Below are 17719 nucleotides of genomic sequence, written 5' to 3' on the forward strand. Positions count from 1 at the left end.
TCAGTTTTAAGTCGTAGGAATGACAGATGGGTGATGTGCGTCGTATTTATTTTCCTTTGATAATCAGTGTGCTACTTAGTGCTTGTTCATCTGGCCCGGATCCAGAAACGCAAGCAGAGCACTCCCTCCCTGTAACTCAGCTCCTCTCAGATAATCAAAGTTTGTTCGACTTTTATGATGAATGGGAAGGTACACCTTATCGATTAGGTGGAACGAAAAAGTCCGGCATTGACTGCTCTGCATTCGTGCAAAAAGCATTTGTTGAGGCATACAAAATGTCGCTACCTCGAACGACACGCCAACAATCTAAGCAAGGCGTTGAAATGAGTTGGTCAGACGCGCAACAAGGTGACTTGGTATTTTTTAAAACGAGAAGAAGCACCTACCACGTAGGTATCTATCTGGGGAATAAACAGTTTATGCACGCTTCTACATCAAAAGGCGTGATCATTTCTAGAATCGATAACCCTTACTGGGCATCGAAATTTTGGCAAGTAAGAAGAGTTACCATGTAACTCTCCTTTAGATTGAAATGACGAAAGATTAGAATCAGTCGTAAGTCGCGACAGCGGTATCAAATAAGTTTTTCACCAGCGCAATGTACTCATCTAGGAAAGCGATCTGTTCATTGGTCGCTTTCTTCGTCCATACACCCGCAAGCACTTCACCCAAATCTTCCACTACCGCATCAGCTTCTTTTAGTAACTTAAAGCGCACACTTGAATGCAATTCTGGGTTTTGTTCGAATATCGCCATGATGTTCGACGCAACCATGTCCGTTACGACATCTTCAATGCTTTCTGATCCTGTGTCACCAATTTCAGACGTGAAAATGTCTAAGTTGAGTGACAAGTGCTCGATTAGAGCGAGATATCCATCGGTTTCTACAACCACTGTTTTTCTCCGTTTTGTGCAAGCCTTCGAAGCTGAAAGCGAATTAGTTTCAATAGTAAGACATGCCGAGAAAATTTCATTAACTTATTTCATATTAATAAGCATTGATGCACTAACTGCATGGTTTTTATCCAATTAGCTTAAGCATCCTCATGATTGCAGGTTTGATTTCTTCCACTTTCTTTAGCGCGATATAACGCTGCATCGGCACTCTTTAGCCATTGTGTATGACTCTCAAAATACGATTTATACTCGCAAACGCCGATACTTATCGTGTAGTTAATCAAAAACTCTTCAACTTTCACGATTTCTTGCTCAATTCGCTTTCGCAATCGTTCAGCAAAGTAATTGGCTTGTTCTTGATTGGTGTGCGGCAGCAACACCGTAAACTCTTCCCCTCCGAAGCGACCACAAATATCACTACTACGCGCTGTTTTACGCAACAGGCTTGAAGTACGACGAATTACCTCATCTCCCGTGTGGTGTCCGTAGGTATCGTTGACCTTCTTGAAGTGGTCGATATCGAAAATAACCAGTGAACTCGCCCCTTCGATGACTTTAAGTTGAGCGAACTCCTCTTTCAACGACTGCTCCCAATACGCTCGGTTAAACAATCCAGTAAGGCCGTCTTTACGACTGATTTCCGACAGGTGTTGGTTAGTCTCTCGCAAATGAATACGGTTACGCGCCGTTTCGGAAACGTCGTTAATCTGAATGGCAATGTGGCTAACATCACCTGACAACGAGCGCAGAGGTGTGATCACAATATCTTGGAACATCAGGTTACTGCTGTTGGAAACCGGAGAGAAGTTGTTGAACTTAAAAAGGTATGGTCGGTTTTCCCAACTAGAGAATGAACGCGTTTCTAAATCTGCAGATGTCTTAAGCTTGGTTTCTAGCCACGTTCTGGGCAGCTCTTCAAAGTGATCGAATAAGCACTCACCAAGAATATTCTGGGACAAAATACCACTATACGACTGCATAAAGCTGTTCCAAACACAGACTTTATAGTCTTGATCGAGAACAATAAGCCCAGAGTCCATGGTATCCAGTATTTGAGTGACCCAGTGAAAGTCTGCTATGTCCAGCGTAATTTCGGACATTAGATTAGCTCCATAATTTCATAGATGATGTCTACGGATGATTTATCTATCAGGAACAGAACTTCACACTCAAAGTCGAGTGATTCTGCCATATAGGTGTATTCAATGGTAAAGAGTTCGCCAGATTCTTCTTTTTCTTCACAGTAAGGTGTGATGGTTTCAATAATGCCAGGTTGGCGCAGGGAAAACTGTTTATCTAACTGGTTTCCCAAAGAAGTTAAGAATGATGAAACCAGTAGGTTCGATACGTTTAGAATGATTTCATTATGTGGCGTGAATTCCAACAGGTACCCAAGGCGCTCACCAATTTGGTTAATGTCTTTACCACGTAAGCAGACCAGCGCTTCACCATGAATGCCACCGCCTACAAAGCGCTGCGCAACCGCCACGGAGCCATCTCTTCCAATAACGTCCACCAGCGTCATATGGAGTTCACCATAAGACAAAGGGCCAACATGAGGAACTGGAAGCTGAATGAATTCTCGTAAGTGGTCAGCCATAATCGCGGCACCTTTACCCAAAGCGATATTCGCGACTTCGCGGAACTTCGATAAGGGAGAGACCTCAGCAACAGGTAAAGGTTCTGCATTAGTATGGGCACTGAAGGCATAATGTAACCCCAGCTTTTCGTAGAGAGGAATGATCTCTTCTTCAGCCAGAGGCTTGGCGATAAAATCCATTGCACCAAGCTCTAAACATCGTTGCTTGGCTTCGTGTTGGACATCACCCGAAATAATGACAATCTTGGTTGGATATTGACCAACGGGTAACGACTCTAGTACTTCGAACCCATCCATGACGGGCATGGTCAAATCGAGGAACAAAACGTCAATATTTTGTTCCGCTAGGATTTTCAAAGCCTCATGGCCGTCTTGGGCCTCAAGTAGGTGTAATGATGTATCTTGTACGATGGAGCGGGTAATCAACTTTCGTGCGACTGCCGAATCATCACAAATTAGTATTTTCATGCCACCAATGGAACTAAAGTCAAAAAAATTATAATACTAGCTGTGCTGTTATAGCTCCATATGTTAAGCCGATAAATCATAGGGTTATAGGCGACGTGATTCACACTTATAAACATTTTTCACTATAGGCGGAAAAATTATTGTCGAAGTTTGCTTCACTCCGCGTCAATGTTCCGCCGTTTATCCTAAACTATTGTTGGTCAAATAGATAAGCGAGGTTTTGTATGTGGCAAGCAATATCGCAGCAGCTTTCTGATACCTTGATGTTCGAATATCAAATAACTGAGAAGGTAAAACTCTCGGGTGGGGACATCAGTGAAAGCTATATGATCAATGACGGAGAGCAGCGCTATTTCGTCAAACTCAACGATCGGGATTTCTTAGCCAACTTCGAAGTCGAGGCGGAAAGCCTGCACTTATTACGCGAAACCTCTACTCTATTTGTCCCAGAGGTTGTTTTGGTCGGTAAAACCAAGACGCACTCCTTTATTATTCTCAATTATCTGCCAACGAAACCGCTTGAAGATGCCGATAACAGCTTTAAATTTGGCGAACAATTAGCGCGTCTCCATTTGTGGGGAGAACAGAAAGAATTTGGTTTCGATACCGATAATTATATTGGTTCGACGCTGCAGCCTAACCAGTGGCATAAAAAATGGTGTGTGTTCTTTGCTGAACAACGTATAGGCTGGCAGCTTCAATTGCTGAAAGAAAAAGGCGTTTCTTTGGTCGATATCGATGACTTTATTGACGTCGTGAAACAGCTTTTGTCTCATCACGCCCCGCAACCTTCTCTATTGCATGGAGACCTATGGAACGGGAATGTTGCGCTAACACCTGCTGGCCCTATCTGTTATGACCCATCCTGTTACTGGGGAGACCGTGAGTGCGACCTCGCCATGACTGAGTTATTTGGGGGTTTCCAACCTGAATTTTATCAAGGATATGAATCAGTTGCACCACTTCCTGCTGGATATGAAGAACGGAAAGACATTTATAATCTTTACCATGTTCTCAACCACTGTAACCTGTTTGGAGGGCATTACCTCGAGCAGGCACAATCGATAATTAAGAAGGTAATTTCTTATTGATTTGGAAGGGAAAGATCATTACTGAGTGTAAAACTTCGACGCACATCACCCAAGATAATGACCCCAAGCCCAACGTTGGGTTTGGGGTCAACTTTTGCACTTATTTCGACTCAATTAGCAACAAGAGCACCTAATATTCAAAGTAACTCGGCTTACGTTGTATCTCTAACTCTAAGAGACAAGCGAGTAACTAAGGGCTGTATTTTCTCTACAACAAAGTATTAAAAGCCCTGCAATACTAGGAGTTTTTGTATGCAAAATTACACTGAAAGACATGTGAAATGTCCCCACTGCGGGCACTCAATCGGCATCACTCTCGATGCAAGTAATGGTAACCAAGAGTTCTATGATGACTGTCCGGCCTGTTGTCATGCGATTCACCTCAACATGAAAGTTGATGAGTTGCAGCAGAAAGTCGAATTGTTCATCGACGACAACTACGAGTAACAACTTATCCCCCCAATAGAAATAAGAAAAGGAGCCTCAAGTGCTCCTTTGTTATTTTTACTCTGTTACTTTTACCTAGTTAAGCAAAGCCAACTATTGCTCGAAGATCTAAAGCTGCTTCGCGGCCAATACACGTTCTACCGTATCAACAATCGCTTGTGTTTGTGGATCGAATTCAACATTGATCTTTTCTCCGGCTTGGCGACGACCAAATAGTGTTCTTTCTAGTGTTTCCGGAATTAAATGAACAGAGAAACGATTGTCTTCAACTTCACCAATCGTCAGTGAACATCCGTCGAGGCCGATATAACCTTTAGCAAGTACATACTTCATGGATTCTTGCGGTAGCGTAAACCAAATCGTACGGTTGTTTGGTGTATCAATCACTTCCGAGATTTCAGCCATCAAACTGATGTGGCCCGACATGCTATGACCACCAATCTCATCGCCAAACTTAGCCGCGCGCTCAATATTTACGCTGTCGCCTTCCTCTAACTCACCAAGGTTGGTCAACACTAACGTCGCTTGCATTAGGTCAAAGCTGATTTGAGTCCCTTCGATTTTGGTTACAGTGAGACAACAGCCGTTGTGCGCGACAGATGCGCCAATTTCTAGCCCTTCATTTAATGCTCCTTCAAGCACTAAAACGTGAGTTTGAAAACGATCTTTCTTGTCGATATGAACGACTTTAGCCGTACCTTGAACAATTCCTGTAAACATTCTTTTTACCTATTTGTTAGACGCAATTGATAGCCAAGACAAACGTCCACAGCTGATTTTTACAATCGTCTACCAATTAACCAAAATTCCACATGTTGTAGGTATGGCATCGGAGCATACAATTGTTTATCATCTGCGCGGAGTTCCTTCGAGGCATTTTTTCACCTTATAGTGACTAAAATCAACCATCAGATCAGTTCATCACATCTTTTGTCCTCAAGTACTCCCTATCTTTTCAAATAATTTCTTTTACAACCTATTGTTCCGCTCTGGAGTATTTCGTGCATCGCTATAAAGAAGAAGCATCGAGTCTTATAAAATTAGCAACCCCTGTGTTGATCGCTTCTGTCGCGCAAACGGGGATGGGCTTTGTAGATACCGTAATGGCAGGTGGCGTAAGTGCGACCGACATGGCAGCGGTTTCTGTGGCAGCAAGTATTTGGCTTCCATCAATTTTATTTGGTGTGGGCTTATTAATGGCACTTGTGCCGGTAGTCGCTCAGCTTAATGGCTCAGGTCGTCGCGTTAAGATTCCATTTGAGATCCAACAAGGCATTGTCCTTGCGCTACTGATCAGCATTCCAATCATCGGAGTGTTATTCCAGACCCAATTCATTCTTGGGTTAATGGATGTCGAAACAGCAATGACAGAGAAGACCATTGGCTATATCCATGCGGTTATTTTCGCGGTTCCAGCCTTCTTGTTGTTCCAAACCTTGCGCAGCTTTACTGATGGTATGTCTCTCACTAAGCCTGCAATGTTTATCGGCTTTATTGGTTTGATGCTGAACATTCCACTTAACTGGATTTTCGTTTACGGCAAATTCGGTGCTCCAGCACTCGGTGGTGTTGGCTGTGGCGTTGCAACAGCCATCGTGTACTGGGTGATGTTTGGCTTACTACTACTTTACGTGACAACTTCAGCTCGCCTAAAGAGCATCAATCTATTTGGTGAGTTCCACAAACCTCAACTTAAAGCGCAAATTCGTCTGTTCAAACTGGGCTTTCCTGTGGCCGCGGCGTTGTTCTTTGAAGTTACCCTGTTTGCTGTGGTAGCACTTTTGGTGTCTCCACTAGGGTCGATTATTGTTGCCGCGCACCAAGTTGCGATTAACTTCTCTTCGCTTGTGTTCATGCTACCAATGAGTGTGGGCGCGGCAGTAAGTATTCGTGTAGGTCACCGCTTGGGTGAAGAAAACGTAGATGGTGCACGAGTCGCTTCTCGCGTGGGCGTCATGGTCGGTCTCGCGCTTGCAATGATGACCGCTATCCTAACGGTGTTGTTCCGTGAACAAATTGCCCTGCTCTACACTAATAACCCAGAAGTAGTTGAACTTGCGATGGTGCTATTGTTGTTCGCTGCAATCTACCAATGTACAGATGCGGTTCAAGTTATTGCGGCAGGTGCTCTGCGCGGTTACAAAGACATGCGCGCGATCTTCAACCGTACTTTCATTGCCTACTGGTTGCTTGGTTTGCCTATCGGCTACGTGCTTGGTCGTACAGATTGGATTGTTGAGCCTATGGGTGCACAGGGTTTCTGGCTAGGTTTCATCATTGGTCTTTCTTCTGCTGCATTCCTATTGGGTATCCGCCTGCGTTGGATGCATCGCCAAGAGCCAGAAGTACAGTTAAACTTCTCTGAGCAATAATTCAAATCAAAGCGTGACTCGATTTGAACGCATCATTTTAAAGCCAGCATCCGCTGGCTTTTTTGATCTCTCACAGCCGTCTGAAGGTATACTTATCTAAGTGATTAAAAAGGAAATGCTGTGAGAACTTCACTTATCGCAACAACGCTTTCGCTATCAATAACCTTGCTAAGTGGGTGTAACGAGTGGTTCAACCCAGAGAAAGCAGTGTTTGAGAAATACAACCAACGCCTGGCGAATGTATTAGACGTGTCGGAATCTGCGCTTGAACCTTCACCTGCGATTACCATTCCTGATAAACGGGAGCTGTTCCAAGAGCTCCCTCGCCTGTCACTTGGGTTGCTAGAAAGCTATCAACTGCGTCAATGTGGACTGTTCAATTTGATTGCGGAAAAAAACTCGCAGCTCGGGAAAGTGCAAGACGCTTTTTACGATTTTGATTATCAAACCAGTTTACTTAGAACATTGAATGGCTGCTTGAGTGAGTACCCATTGAGTGATGAAGAAAGCACAAAGCTAAGCGGATTGTACGATCAGAAATGGCATCACCTGACAGTACACCTCGACAACATGCTGCTCACCAGTGACGCAATGCGCAAACAACTTACTGGCTCCGCGTGGCTCCCCTTGGAAAGCAAAGACCAGGTCGCTCACGTACGGGATGCTTTCCTCGTGTTGAATGCCATGTACCAAACCCCTTATCGCACGCTTTCTCGACTACCTGAAACCACCATCGTGAACTACCAAGAAGAGCTAGAAAAAACGCGTCTCATTGGCCGACTTTACTACACATTAATTGATGCGACTCACTGGTTAAATCACACCACACAGATGCTCGAAGCAAACCAAGACAAAATTATTTGCGGTGCTAACCGTGATACCACTCAGTTTCGGTATTTAAGAAGTGTGTTTCAATCCATCTATGTGGCAGAAGTGCAACCCTACATGGCCTTTGTTGATGGCACTTATCAGCAGTTAGAGGGTGGGATTAACTTAGTTGAGCGTAGAATGGCAGCGCACGGTGCGAGTTACGGTATTGAAGAAGCACATGAACAATTTCGCAGAGAGACTTTAGAGCACGTTCAATTCTGGAAAGGCTTATTCAAACGTTGCGGGGTAACGGTTGGTAATCAGTGAAGAGACAACACCCCAAAAACTTTGTCATTGAGAAACTCGTTCTCGTAAGAATCGCGCGAACCGAGGCTTCCCGTTATGGGTATATCCGTTGTATCGAAACGTGATTGTCGAGCCAATCTTTGGCGGTGATTTCCTCACATCATCGGTAAAACCACTGCCTATATAAAACTCAGTCCCATCCGTCAATCGAACTAGCACCGCTCCCATCATTCCCAGTAGCCGTCCCGTGCCGGGCTTGTACCCAATCACCGTCGCTTCTGCATCTGCAAAACGTTTTAATTTGAGTAAATCACTGCCTCTGCCTGCTTGATAACGGCTTGACACTTTTCTAAGCATCACGCCTTCACCATCAGATTGCGAAATTTGATCTAACTGTTCAAACAAATGTTTCTCATCTTGAATGGCACGATGCTCAACGTACTTGATATGCGGTGCATCCATTGCAAACACTAAATGCTGAATGTTGTAGTATCGCTTTCTGTAGTCTCCTGCCGAATAAGGCATGTCAAACACCATAAAGTCGATACGCTGCCAAGCGCTTTCTATTGGCGTCTTATCCAATACCGTTTGCTGCACAAGATGAAAGTTACCTCGCCCTGCCCACAACTCCCCATCCAATGGGTAATCGGGCAATACTCGAATGAACCATTCCGGTGCGTATATGCGATTACCATTACGAGTAACCAGATGCTGACCTGTCCAATAAGCTCTAATGCCGTCCAACTTCTCGCTGTACCAATACTGGGACACATCGATTCCGTCTTGATAAGAATCCGCGAGTGAAACCGGAGGATGTAAATTTGGATCCGCTTGCGGCTGTGCGGACGCAATCACGGCAAGTGCAATCAATGTCATTCTTAATGGCATGAGGAAACCTTTTTAATAGATCCTATCTATTGAACCGCATCTATTCATAAACGCCTAACCACAATTGACGATCTACGATCAATCGCAACTCCAACTCGCAATTAAGTGCAACCGCGTACATAAAGTTCGGACAGATCTGGCACTTTAAAACAGGGGGATTTTTACGTTTATTTGATTCTCAAATTGAGAACACACGTATTCTCAAAATGAAACCCTTCTCGCTATTAGGTTAAACCTCTGTTTTTAAACACATTCACAATTGGCACACTCTCTGCTCTATTAAACCCAAGGAATCTTCAAACGGAGAATGAACCATGGAATTACGCAAGCAAGAAACGGCACCAAATACCTTAACCATTGAGTTTTTTGGCGATTTAGACGCGAAAGGCTGCCGTCAAGCACAGCATCAAATTGATGAGGTGATTCACAGTGATCATCACAAGGAAGTAGAAATCAACCTGCAACACGTCCAATTTCTTGATTCTTCAGGGATTGGTGCCATTGTTTATTTATATAAGCGCCTAGTTGAACGTGAACGCAGAATGAGCATCGAAAACGTATCGGGACAACCATTGGAAATTATGAGCCTGCTACGTATCAATCACGCGATTCCGGTCAATTCAAAAGGTCACTAAAAAACCGGTTAATACGGAGGTTGGCATGGTGAAACTCTTACGACAAAGCGTGTTGTGCAGTCTCGTTGTCGGCATGTTTGGTTGCTCGACGTTTGACTACCCTGATAATGGCAAGGGTGGCATGGCGGAAAATTACCAAGACATCTCTATCGAGAACTATCAGTTTTCACCTGTGATGCCAGACGAACCTCTTGGCCCTGAACATGGTTTGCGTTTCGACTGGCAACTAACCAAGTTGCATTTGGATGCTTTGATCCAAGAAGGTGCTCGCTGGTGCTTCCCCGCAGCGGTCGTTCAAGCACTTGAGAAACAAAATCGCATTGCTCGTGAACTTGAAGGTGGATTGTTATTGGATGCCGCCAACGACATCGTAATTCAACGTCGTCGTCTCAACCAACTTGAGCTCCAATTGGACTACGTGCTATCTCAAACCACTTGTAAGCCACCACAAGACATCGAAGCGCTACGCAGCGACCTCAACATCGTCGCCAACATCTATGACCTTCTGAACGTGGATAACCAGTTCGCCGTCGACTCTGCAGAGATTAACCCTAAATACATGGGGCACCTTGCGGAAGCTGCTTACATCCTACGTGACCACCCTTCTCTTTCATTGGTTGTCACCGGGCACGCTGACGCAACCGGCACGCCAGAATACAATCAAAAGCTAGCTCAAGATCGAGCAGAACAAGTGAAACGCTATTTAAACGTATTTGGCATTACATCAGACCGTGTGCAAACAAAATCCGTGGGTGAAACGCTGCCTCTGTATGACGGACAAACACCCGCAGTGCGCTTAACCAATCGCCGCGTCAGCATTGAAGTTCTCAATGCGAAATCTGACACCAGCGCAGAAATGGACATGGGAGGCACATTATGAGAATCCTCAAAGCGACCATCTCCCTGATTATGCTGTGTATCATCACCACTATGAGCTCTGCATGGGCTGATGAAGATGACGTGGTTAGAGTCGGTGATTTAGTACAAATCAACCTGCCCGGTGAAGCTTCTCTTAACAAAGGTTTCCAAGTCGACAAACGTGGCCGAATCAATTTGCCGGAGATTGGGCCGGTATTTGTAGCTGGTTACAACGAAGCCCAGCTGCAAAGTGTGATTACCGATAACCTCAAAACCGCTTTTAGGGATGTGGACAATGTGCGTGTATTCGTTAAGGAGCAACAGTTACTCATATCCGTGCAGGGTTATGTGGTCAAACCGGGAGAATACACACTCCCTTCTGGCTCCAACATTCAAATGTTCCTCTATGAAGCAGGAGGTCTACGGGCCGGGGCTCAATTGGACAAAATCATCGTCAAGCGCGGTAACAAGAACTTAGAATTCGACTATAAACTTTTTCTCGATACTGGTGATGACTCAAAACTACCGGCTTTAGAATCTTTAGATGTGCTTTTCGTCCCTGCGTCCCCTTTGGTTGGGAATATCGAGCAAGAATTCGATGCCGCGAAACTCGCAAACTCTGGTGACAGTGCCGATTCCGCCCGTGCCATTAAAGTGTTTGGTGAGGTGAATGCGCCTGGTTCATTCACTTACAAACCCAATACGACGCTCGTTGACGTGGTCATGCGTGCCGGCGGTGTTACTCGTTACGCCAGTGTGGAACAGATCCGCGTGATCACGAATAACACGCCCGTGATGTTTAATCTTAAGCGCTATTTAGACTCGGGCGACCAGAGCTTACTGCCTGAAGTTCTGCCTGGCACAACCATTTTTGTACCAAAACAAGAAGAAGAAATTAAAGCCGGTGCAAACGTGGTTTATGTCATGGGTGAAGTTGCTCACCCAGGCGCTTATGAAGGTAAAAAAGGCGCGAGTTTTATGGATATTCTCGCCAATGCAGGCGGTCCGACACGCTTTGCTGAATCTCGCCAAATCCGTGTCATTAAAGCCGACGGCGGCGTGATCAATTTCGACCTAACTGCGCATACCGAAGGATTGTCGAATCAGCGCGTGCCCGCAGTGGGTCCGGGCGATGCGATATTTGTCCCAGAGAAGACCGATATGAACGAAAAATCTTGGCTCAAAGTCGCGCCGAGTCGCGCCGTCGCGGTGATGGGTGAAGTGGTTCGTCCCGGTCGCATCGAATGGTCGGACGAAATGGATTTAATCGACCTGATCGCTCATGTTGGTGGCCCTACTCGCCGTGCAGACACCAGCAAAGTGGAAGTATCCAACAACGGCAAAGTCACCAAATTCGATTTAGACAAATACATCCTTCAGGGTTCACCGCATTCTAAACTACCAAGGGTGTCCGCTGGTACTGTGGTTCGTGTTCACGCGCTTCCCGACGATCCATCCGACAACAAATCGCAATGGGTGAGTCAAAGTTCTGATGCTTCAATCTACGTCTTTGGCCAGATCAATGCACCAGGTCGATACCGCTTTACGACTGAGATGCACTTCCTTGACATTCTCTCAGCAGCGGATGGACCAACAAAGGATGCTGACATTCACAATATTAGAGTGACGCACCGTGGATTGGGCTACGCCAAAGTAAGCAAACTCAACTTATCGCTTTATTTTGAAACAGGTGATGAATCCATTCTCCCAGATGTGCGCCCAGGCGATACGATTTACATTCCAGAAAAAGATAGGAACTGGTTAGACCGTTCGAAAGAATCCACCGTTCGCGTATTAGGGGAAGTTCATTCACCGGGTCGTTATGTTTTTAATGACAACATGACCATCCTCGACCTACTTGCCGAAGCTGGTGGCCCAAGTAACGGGGCTTATGTTGAAAAGATCAGTATCGTCAACATGTCATGCTGCCAAGGTCAGGCTCGAGTCTTTAACTTGGCCGAATTCAGCAAAACTGCCAACATCTACGATCTACCTGTGATACGAGCCGGGGACACAATTTACGTTCCGCATAAAGACGAAAGCTTTGCCGAAAAAGCTCGTGCTGGCTTGCGTGATTTACTGCAAATCACCACCACCATCGTGCTGATAGGAGCGCTGTAATGACCATTCCTGCAACACATGCCGAGATTGAGCAAATCTATCTACAAAGTGAGCTCAAAGGTTATAAATCTATTTGTGTGGTTGCTTGCCAATCTGAAGACGGCGTTACCTCTGTCGCTTCCGCATTGGCGGAACGTTTGATTCTAGCCGGACATAGAACCCTGTATGTAGACTTGAACCTATTTAAACCCGCTTATAGCACGGTACATGCCTTCGATGAAAACAGTGAGGAAGTGGGACAATTGATCGCTCGTAAAGAGAATCATCAAACATTAGTAGGATTAACCGTCCCAGCTCTAGCAAGTACACAACTTGCCTACCGAGATCCGACGATGCTACGTAACGCCGTCGAGACTTGGCTCGAACAATACGATCGAGTGGTGATTGACACCTCTCCTCTGCTTAGCATGAACCGAAGCAATATTCCGGCACAAGTAGTTGCAGGTGTCTGTAATGCATGTGTATTGGTTGCTTGCTATGGCTCGACTACCACCAGCCAAATTGATCAAGCCAAAGCGCTATTAGAGACAAGTAATGCCAACCTCTTGGGCTCGGTGCTTAACATGAAACACAACTCTGACCTCAAAGACGAGCTCGTTCGCCAGATCAAAAAGCTACGATTTTTGCCAGAAAAGCTCAAAGCAAAAATATCTGAACAAATCAAAAACAGTGAATTGTTTACCCTATAGGGAGTGCACACTATGAATACTCAAACAGACACTGCGTTAGAGCCAGAGTTGGTCGACGAGTTGATTCTTCAACAAATGATCAAAGACACGTGTGCGGAGATAATGCCCACCTTGATAGAACACTACATTGAAGAGTCCCGAGAGCGCGTTGAAAAGATCCAGCAAGCATTAAGCAACCAAGATAAAGAAATGATGGAGTTCGAGGTGCATACGTTAGGCAGCTCTGCCCTCGCGCTGGGTAACCGCACTCTGTCACGACACGCTCGTACCATCGAAAAACATTGTGTCGAAGGCGACACCAATCTTGCTTTTGAGCTCTGCCAATCATTACCAGAACTTGCAGAACAATCATTTCTCGCGTTAAGCCAAAGAAAAGAGCAAGGTTTTGAAGACTAAGCAGGAAGAGAACGAATTTAATCCACTAAAAATAGAGAACTTTCTGCAATCCTCACTGTGTGTGCTAATACTTAAATATAAAGATTCTCAAAATGAGAAACGCGAACAAGCCATTTGCTTGAGGTAATTAATTGAATTCATCATCACTGCATGAATCTCAAGCCGACTTAACGGATTAAAACAACAATTTATACAAGTTGGGAAAGGATTATGAGACCAAGGGTGTTACTGGTAGAGGACTCTACTTCACTAGCCATACTTTATAAGCAGTACGTCAAGGATGAACCTTACGACATCTTCCACGTTGAAACTGGACGTGAGGCGATTCAATTCATTGAGCGCAACAAACCACAACTTATTATTCTCGACCTAAAACTTCCAGACATGTCCGGTGAAGACGTTCTTGATTGGATTAATGAGAATGAGGTTCCAACCTCTGTCATCATAGCAACGGCGCATGGTAGCGTTGATCTAGCCGTCAACCTGATCCAGAAAGGCGCAGAAGATTTCCTAGAAAAACCCATCAATGCCGATCGTTTGAAAACCTCCGTTGCCTTGCATTTAAAACGCGCCAAACTAGAAAATCTCGTCGAGAACATTCAATCGACTTTCGATCGTCACAACTATCACGGATTTATTGGCTCTAGTCTTCCAATGCAGGCGGTTTACAAAACCATTGATGCAGTTGCCCCGACCTCAGCTAGCGTGTTTATCGTTGGTGAAAGTGGAACGGGTAAAGAAGTGTGTGCCGAAGCGGTTCACCGACAAAGTGATCGCAGAGACAAGCCATTCATTGCAATTAACTGCGGCGCTATCCCTCGTGATTTGATGGAAAGCGAAATATTTGGCCATGTAAAGGGGGCTTTCACTGGCGCTACCACCGATCGTAAAGGTGCAGCGACCCTTGCTCATGGCGGCACACTATTCTTGGACGAACTGTGTGAAATGGAGCTAGAGATGCAGAAAAAGTTATTACGCTTTCTGCAAACGGGAACCTACACGCCTCTCGGGGGCACCAAAGAGATGAAGGTCGATGTTCGTATTATCTGTGCAACCAACCGAGACCCTCTGAAAGAGGTAGAAGAAGGTCGTTTTCGTGAAGACTTGTATTATCGCGTTCATGTCGTTCCCATCGACATGCCGCCGCTAAGAGAAAGAGGCAGTGACATTGTCACGCTAGCGAAGCACTTTTTGCTCACTTATGCCAAACAAGATAAGAAGAAGTTCAAACACATCGGTAACGACGTTCAGCATGTCATTAAAAACTACGACTGGCCAGGGAATGTTCGCCAGCTACAAAACATCATTCGTAACATTGTTGTATTAAATGATGAAGATAAGGTCACGCTACCGCACTTGCCTGTTCAACTGACTCGTAAGCCGAAAAAGACGCCTTCTGTATCGCCTGCGAATGCTGTGAGCGTAAAAGAAACGAGCTTCATTACCGAACAAACCGACTCCGTGCAGAATGAAGCCTTCCCAACCTCGGAGCCAGCAAGCGCCACCTATTCTTTCTCTGATCCTGAAAACCAACCAACTATCTCTGGAGCACAAAGGGCTTCAGTCTATTTTAATTCAGACGGCACCATTCGTCCGATGTGGAAAGTCGAGCGAGAGGCGATTCAAAACGCAATTGCTTACTGTGATGGTAACGTACTTAACGCTGCGGTGATGTTGGAACTCAGCCCTTCAACGGTCTACCGCAAAAAACAAGCGTGGGAAGCAGATGAAGCTAATCTCAAACAATCTTGAGATCCCCATTGCAGGTGAAGTCTGGATACTATTGGATAGTGGTGTGTTTGGAGGGATTGAAAGTCACGTTATCGAACTCAGCAAAGGGCTACAGGCGGCGCATGTTCATGTAAGAGTGGTGTTGGTGTCAGAATACTCACCACCCGCACCACTGGTTGGAAAACTCGAACATGCCGACATTCCCGTCAGTTATCTCTGGCACCTCTGCCCAAAGTCGGAACGTTCCAAGAACATCCCAATTAAACAAATGACCAGTGCGGTAGCCGAACATCAACCTAGCGTTATACACACTCACGGATACAAAGCAGCCTTATTAGCCAGAAGTGCGAAGCTCTTTACGCGTACCTTCCCTCGCCTTATCTCTACTTTTCATGCCGGTGAGACGCCCAAAGGGAGAGTCTGGCTGTACGACTGGATTGACCGATACTCAGCTCGTCTTTCTGATCATTGCTTTGCGGTTAGCCAAGCGATACAGCACAAGCTCCCTACTCAATCAGAATTGCTTAATAATTTTGTCTCCATTCCCAACCACCACTGCCGCTATAAAGAAATCGCTTTTGTAGGACGCTTGAGTCACGAGAAAGGCGCAGACCGTTTTATCGAAGTCGCGCGACACATTCCCGACCACCCTTTTTCTATCTACGGAGATGGTCCTGAAAAGAGCTCATTGGTTGAAAATACCCCTTCTAATGTCATATTTCACGGACATCAAAGCGACATGGATGCTGTTTGGAGCAACATCAGCGTCCTCGTGATTTCATCCCGTTATGAAGGGTTACCAATGGCAGCATTGGAGGCCATGGCTCGTGGCATTATCGTGATAAGCCTAGAAGTTGGTCGACTGCCTGATCTCATCGAAGATGGAAGAAATGGATTCCTCGCTCACAACATCGTCTCACTTATCGACAAAATCAATCAATGGTTAGGCATGAGTCACAGCGAACAGTATCCACTGCGTCATAACGCAATTGAGACCATCAAAGCACATTACTCCTCTAGCAGCATCATTCCTATTCTGATTGAACGCTACCAAATTGCGAATCCCACTTGATGCATATCCATTCTCAAATTGAGAAGTCTTCGCCTTAGATTCTCTTTTTCTCCATTTCCCACACAAAAACAGAGGTTTAAACCAATAGCATATTTTGGCATCTCGGTTGCAATGGTTAATTAAAACAGATTGGCTGACCGAGGTAATACCTATGACTAATCCAAAACGCATTCTCTATGTGCATTATGGGGACAACTGGATTCGCGGCAGCGAAAGAGTGCTGCTAGACCTTGTCTCAAACATCGACCGCAACCAGTACCAGCCTTTTGTTTGGTCAAACTGCGCGCCACTCATCGAGAGATGCCAATCATTAGGCATTGAGACAAAGTATTCCGATTTCAGCCTCGTTGGCGGATGGAACACGCCCCGATGGGATATCAGTGGCTGGAACGAATTGATCAAGCAAGGTACGACACTCATAGAAGAACACAACATCGACCTCGTAAACGTAAATAATGGAGGTCCTTGTCAATGGATGTGTGTTGCCGCTCGAATGAGCCACATTCCTTTGGTTACTCAACTTCATTGTCACTACACATTGCGCGACCGCCTCTCTCTTGGTCTACATCTCTCACCAAAGCTGATTTGTGTGAGTAAAGACGTTGGGCAAGAACTCCTAAAAGATGGCTATCCGAAGGATCGTCTACATGTCGTACATAATGGTGTATCGCTTGGAAATTACGAGAGTCCTATCAATGTAAGAGATCGCCTCAGTATTCCTCAACAGGCCTTTACCTTTATTTCTGTTGGCTCTCTCATTAAACGCAAAGGCTTTGACCGCCTAATCCGAGCCATGTACATGCACAACTACCACCAACATAACCCACATTTGGTGATTGTAGGTGACGGTGAAGAGCGCAACGCACTAAAACAATTGGCCGTTGATTTGAATGTGGAAGACCGAGTGCATTTTGTTGGGGAACAGCAAGATGTAGGAGCTTGGATGTCAGGCAATGTGGATGCCTTTATCAGTGGTACTTACGAAGAAGCCTTTGGTCTGGCTATTGGGGAAGCCGCTTTAGCGAAACTACCTATCATTGCGCCAAAAACGGGGGGCATTCCCGAGCTATTTGAGCACAACCACAGCGCTCTGTTTTATGTTAATCAAGGGATGGCAAGCCTTCTCAATGCGATCCAACAAATGCTGCAAGATGCTCTGCTGCGCAACAAGCTCGCAGAAAATGCTTATAAACATGCGAGTCAACATCTCACAGTCGAAGCTTCTGTAAAAGCGATTGAAGGCATCTACCACGACGTGCTCCAACAAAAAGAGCGTACGCGAATGCCTATGATCCACTGTATGAAGCCGCTATCACGTTGGTTAAACATCAACTAAGG

At 45.4% G+C, this 17719-nt stretch carries 18 protein-coding genes; 13 read left to right on the forward strand and 5 right to left on the reverse strand.

The window, feature by feature from the left end:
* The first annotated feature begins 26 nt into the window (after positions 1-26).
* Positions 27-515 carry an NlpC/P60 family protein gene (locus tag GXP65_RS11125; RefSeq protein ID WP_162092796.1) on the forward strand — a complete coding sequence of 163 codons (489 nt, stop codon included), beginning with the start codon at positions 27-29 and terminating at the stop codon, positions 513-515.
* A gap of 34 nt (positions 516-549) precedes the next feature.
* Here GXP65_RS11125 and GXP65_RS11130 read toward each other — a convergent pair whose 3' ends face one another.
* From GXP65_RS11130 to GXP65_RS11140, 3 genes are all read right to left on the reverse strand, one after another.
* The gene (locus GXP65_RS11130; protein ID WP_005427720.1) at positions 550-894 is read right to left on the reverse strand and encodes a DUF3802 family protein; all 345 of its coding nucleotides are present in this window, start codon (positions 892-894) and stop codon (positions 550-552) included.
* 140 nt (positions 895-1034) lie between these two features.
* Positions 1035-1997: a GGDEF domain-containing protein gene (locus GXP65_RS11135; protein ID WP_005427771.1), complete on the reverse strand. Its 963-nt coding sequence runs from the start codon at positions 1995-1997 to the stop codon at positions 1035-1037.
* Positions 1997-2965 carry a response regulator gene (locus tag GXP65_RS11140; protein ID WP_162092797.1) on the reverse strand — a complete coding sequence of 323 codons (969 nt, stop codon included), beginning with the start codon at positions 2963-2965 and terminating at the stop codon, positions 1997-1999. The genes GXP65_RS11135 and GXP65_RS11140 overlap by 1 nt, the downstream gene beginning before the upstream one ends.
* 224 nt (positions 2966-3189) lie before the next feature.
* Between GXP65_RS11140 and GXP65_RS11145 the strand changes: the two genes are divergently transcribed.
* Positions 3190-4056, forward strand: coding sequence for a fructosamine kinase family protein (locus GXP65_RS11145; RefSeq protein WP_081233532.1), 867 nt, complete (start codon positions 3190-3192; stop codon positions 4054-4056).
* Between the two features lie 252 nt (positions 4057-4308).
* On the forward strand, positions 4309-4503 hold the full coding sequence (locus GXP65_RS11150) for a CPXCG motif-containing cysteine-rich protein (protein ID WP_005427574.1): 195 nt from the start codon (positions 4309-4311) through the stop codon (positions 4501-4503).
* A 108-nt stretch (positions 4504-4611) separates the two neighbouring features.
* Here GXP65_RS11150 and GXP65_RS11155 read toward each other — a convergent pair whose 3' ends face one another.
* Positions 4612-5223, reverse strand: a complete 612-nt coding sequence (locus GXP65_RS11155) for a riboflavin synthase subunit alpha (protein WP_162092798.1) — start codon at positions 5221-5223, stop codon at positions 4612-4614.
* A gap of 281 nt (positions 5224-5504) precedes the next feature.
* Between GXP65_RS11155 and GXP65_RS11160 the strand changes: the two genes are divergently transcribed.
* Both GXP65_RS11160 and GXP65_RS11165 read left to right on the forward strand, forming a co-directional pair.
* Positions 5505-6875 carry an MATE family efflux transporter gene (locus GXP65_RS11160; RefSeq protein WP_162092799.1) on the forward strand — a complete coding sequence of 457 codons (1371 nt, stop codon included), beginning with the start codon at positions 5505-5507 and terminating at the stop codon, positions 6873-6875.
* A gap of 120 nt (positions 6876-6995) precedes the next feature.
* On the forward strand, positions 6996-8012 hold the full coding sequence (locus tag GXP65_RS11165; protein WP_162092800.1) for a DUF3080 domain-containing protein: 1017 nt from the start codon (positions 6996-6998) through the stop codon (positions 8010-8012).
* Between the two features lie 24 nt (positions 8013-8036).
* On the opposite strand, the gene GXP65_RS11170 is transcribed toward GXP65_RS11165, so the two are convergent.
* Positions 8037-8879 (reverse strand): DNA ligase, encoded by an 843-nt coding sequence (locus tag GXP65_RS11170; RefSeq protein ID WP_162092801.1) that lies wholly within the window; start codon positions 8877-8879, stop codon positions 8037-8039.
* Positions 8880-9193: 314 nt separating this feature from the next.
* On the opposite strand from GXP65_RS11170, the gene GXP65_RS11175 reads away from it, so the two are divergent.
* The 8 genes from GXP65_RS11175 (at position 9194) to GXP65_RS11210 (ending at position 17717) form a co-directional block, all read left to right on the forward strand.
* Positions 9194-9514, forward strand: coding sequence for an STAS domain-containing protein (locus tag GXP65_RS11175; protein ID WP_162092802.1), 321 nt, complete (start codon positions 9194-9196; stop codon positions 9512-9514).
* 25 nt (positions 9515-9539) lie between these two features.
* Positions 9540-10394 (forward strand): OmpA family protein, encoded by an 855-nt coding sequence (locus tag GXP65_RS11180; protein ID WP_005427695.1) that lies wholly within the window; start codon positions 9540-9542, stop codon positions 10392-10394.
* On the forward strand, positions 10391-12493 hold the full coding sequence (locus GXP65_RS11185; protein WP_162092803.1) for an SLBB domain-containing protein: 2103 nt from the start codon (positions 10391-10393) through the stop codon (positions 12491-12493). Before GXP65_RS11180 ends, GXP65_RS11185 begins: the two co-directional genes overlap by 4 nt.
* Positions 12493-13182 carry an AAA family ATPase gene (locus GXP65_RS11190; RefSeq protein WP_162092804.1) on the forward strand — a complete coding sequence of 230 codons (690 nt, stop codon included), beginning with the start codon at positions 12493-12495 and terminating at the stop codon, positions 13180-13182. The genes GXP65_RS11185 and GXP65_RS11190 overlap by 1 nt, the downstream gene beginning before the upstream one ends.
* A gap of 12 nt (positions 13183-13194) precedes the next feature.
* A complete protein-coding gene (locus GXP65_RS11195; protein WP_045398545.1) occupies positions 13195-13578 on the forward strand; it encodes an Hpt domain-containing protein in 384 nt (127 codons plus the stop codon).
* Between the two features lie 210 nt (positions 13579-13788).
* Entirely contained in the window at positions 13789-15330 is a 1542-nt protein-coding gene (locus tag GXP65_RS11200) for a sigma-54 dependent transcriptional regulator (protein ID WP_162092805.1), read from the forward strand.
* Positions 15305-16381 carry a glycosyltransferase gene (locus tag GXP65_RS11205; RefSeq protein WP_162092806.1) on the forward strand — a complete coding sequence of 359 codons (1077 nt, stop codon included), beginning with the start codon at positions 15305-15307 and terminating at the stop codon, positions 16379-16381. Before GXP65_RS11200 ends, GXP65_RS11205 begins: the two co-directional genes overlap by 26 nt.
* A 151-nt stretch (positions 16382-16532) precedes the next feature.
* Positions 16533-17717 (forward strand): glycosyltransferase, encoded by a 1185-nt coding sequence (locus GXP65_RS11210; RefSeq protein WP_162092807.1) that lies wholly within the window; start codon positions 16533-16535, stop codon positions 17715-17717.
* Positions 17718-17719 lie beyond the last annotated feature (2 nt).

Origin of the sequence: Vibrio sp. LB10LO1 (assembly GCF_010092875.1) — a bacterium.
Taxonomy (GTDB): Bacteria; Pseudomonadota; Gammaproteobacteria; order Enterobacterales; family Vibrionaceae; genus Vibrio; species Vibrio campbellii.

Excerpts from the sequence above, each read along its gene's own strand:
- GXP65_RS11125 (WP_162092796.1), top strand. The coding sequence starts at position 27 with ATGGGTGATGTGCGTCGTATTTATTTTCCTTTGATAATCAGTGTGCTA.
- GXP65_RS11145 (WP_081233532.1), top strand. The coding sequence starts at position 3,190 with ATGTGGCAAGCAATATCGCAGCAGCTTTCTGATACCTTGATGTTCGAA.
- GXP65_RS11135 (WP_005427771.1), bottom strand. The coding sequence starts at position 1,997 with ATGTCCGAAATTACGCTGGACATAGCAGACTTTCACTGGGTCACTCAA.
- GXP65_RS11155 (WP_162092798.1), bottom strand. The coding sequence starts at position 5,223 with ATGTTTACAGGAATTGTTCAAGGTACGGCTAAAGTCGTTCATATCGAC.
- GXP65_RS11210 (WP_162092807.1), top strand. The coding sequence starts at position 16,533 with ATGACTAATCCAAAACGCATTCTCTATGTGCATTATGGGGACAACTGG.
- GXP65_RS11185 (WP_162092803.1), top strand. The coding sequence starts at position 10,391 with ATGAGAATCCTCAAAGCGACCATCTCCCTGATTATGCTGTGTATCATC.
- GXP65_RS11140 (WP_162092797.1), bottom strand. The coding sequence starts at position 2,965 with ATGAAAATACTAATTTGTGATGATTCGGCAGTCGCACGAAAGTTGATT.
- GXP65_RS11180 (WP_005427695.1), top strand. The coding sequence starts at position 9,540 with ATGGTGAAACTCTTACGACAAAGCGTGTTGTGCAGTCTCGTTGTCGGC.
- GXP65_RS11175 (WP_162092802.1), top strand. The coding sequence starts at position 9,194 with ATGGAATTACGCAAGCAAGAAACGGCACCAAATACCTTAACCATTGAG.
- GXP65_RS11200 (WP_162092805.1), top strand. The coding sequence starts at position 13,789 with ATGAGACCAAGGGTGTTACTGGTAGAGGACTCTACTTCACTAGCCATA.
- GXP65_RS11205 (WP_162092806.1), top strand. The coding sequence starts at position 15,305 with ATGAAGCTAATCTCAAACAATCTTGAGATCCCCATTGCAGGTGAAGTC.
- GXP65_RS11195 (WP_045398545.1), top strand. The coding sequence starts at position 13,195 with ATGAATACTCAAACAGACACTGCGTTAGAGCCAGAGTTGGTCGACGAG.
- GXP65_RS11190 (WP_162092804.1), top strand. The coding sequence starts at position 12,493 with ATGACCATTCCTGCAACACATGCCGAGATTGAGCAAATCTATCTACAA.
- GXP65_RS11150 (WP_005427574.1), top strand. The coding sequence starts at position 4,309 with ATGCAAAATTACACTGAAAGACATGTGAAATGTCCCCACTGCGGGCAC.
- GXP65_RS11170 (WP_162092801.1), bottom strand. The coding sequence starts at position 8,879 with ATGCCATTAAGAATGACATTGATTGCACTTGCCGTGATTGCGTCCGCA.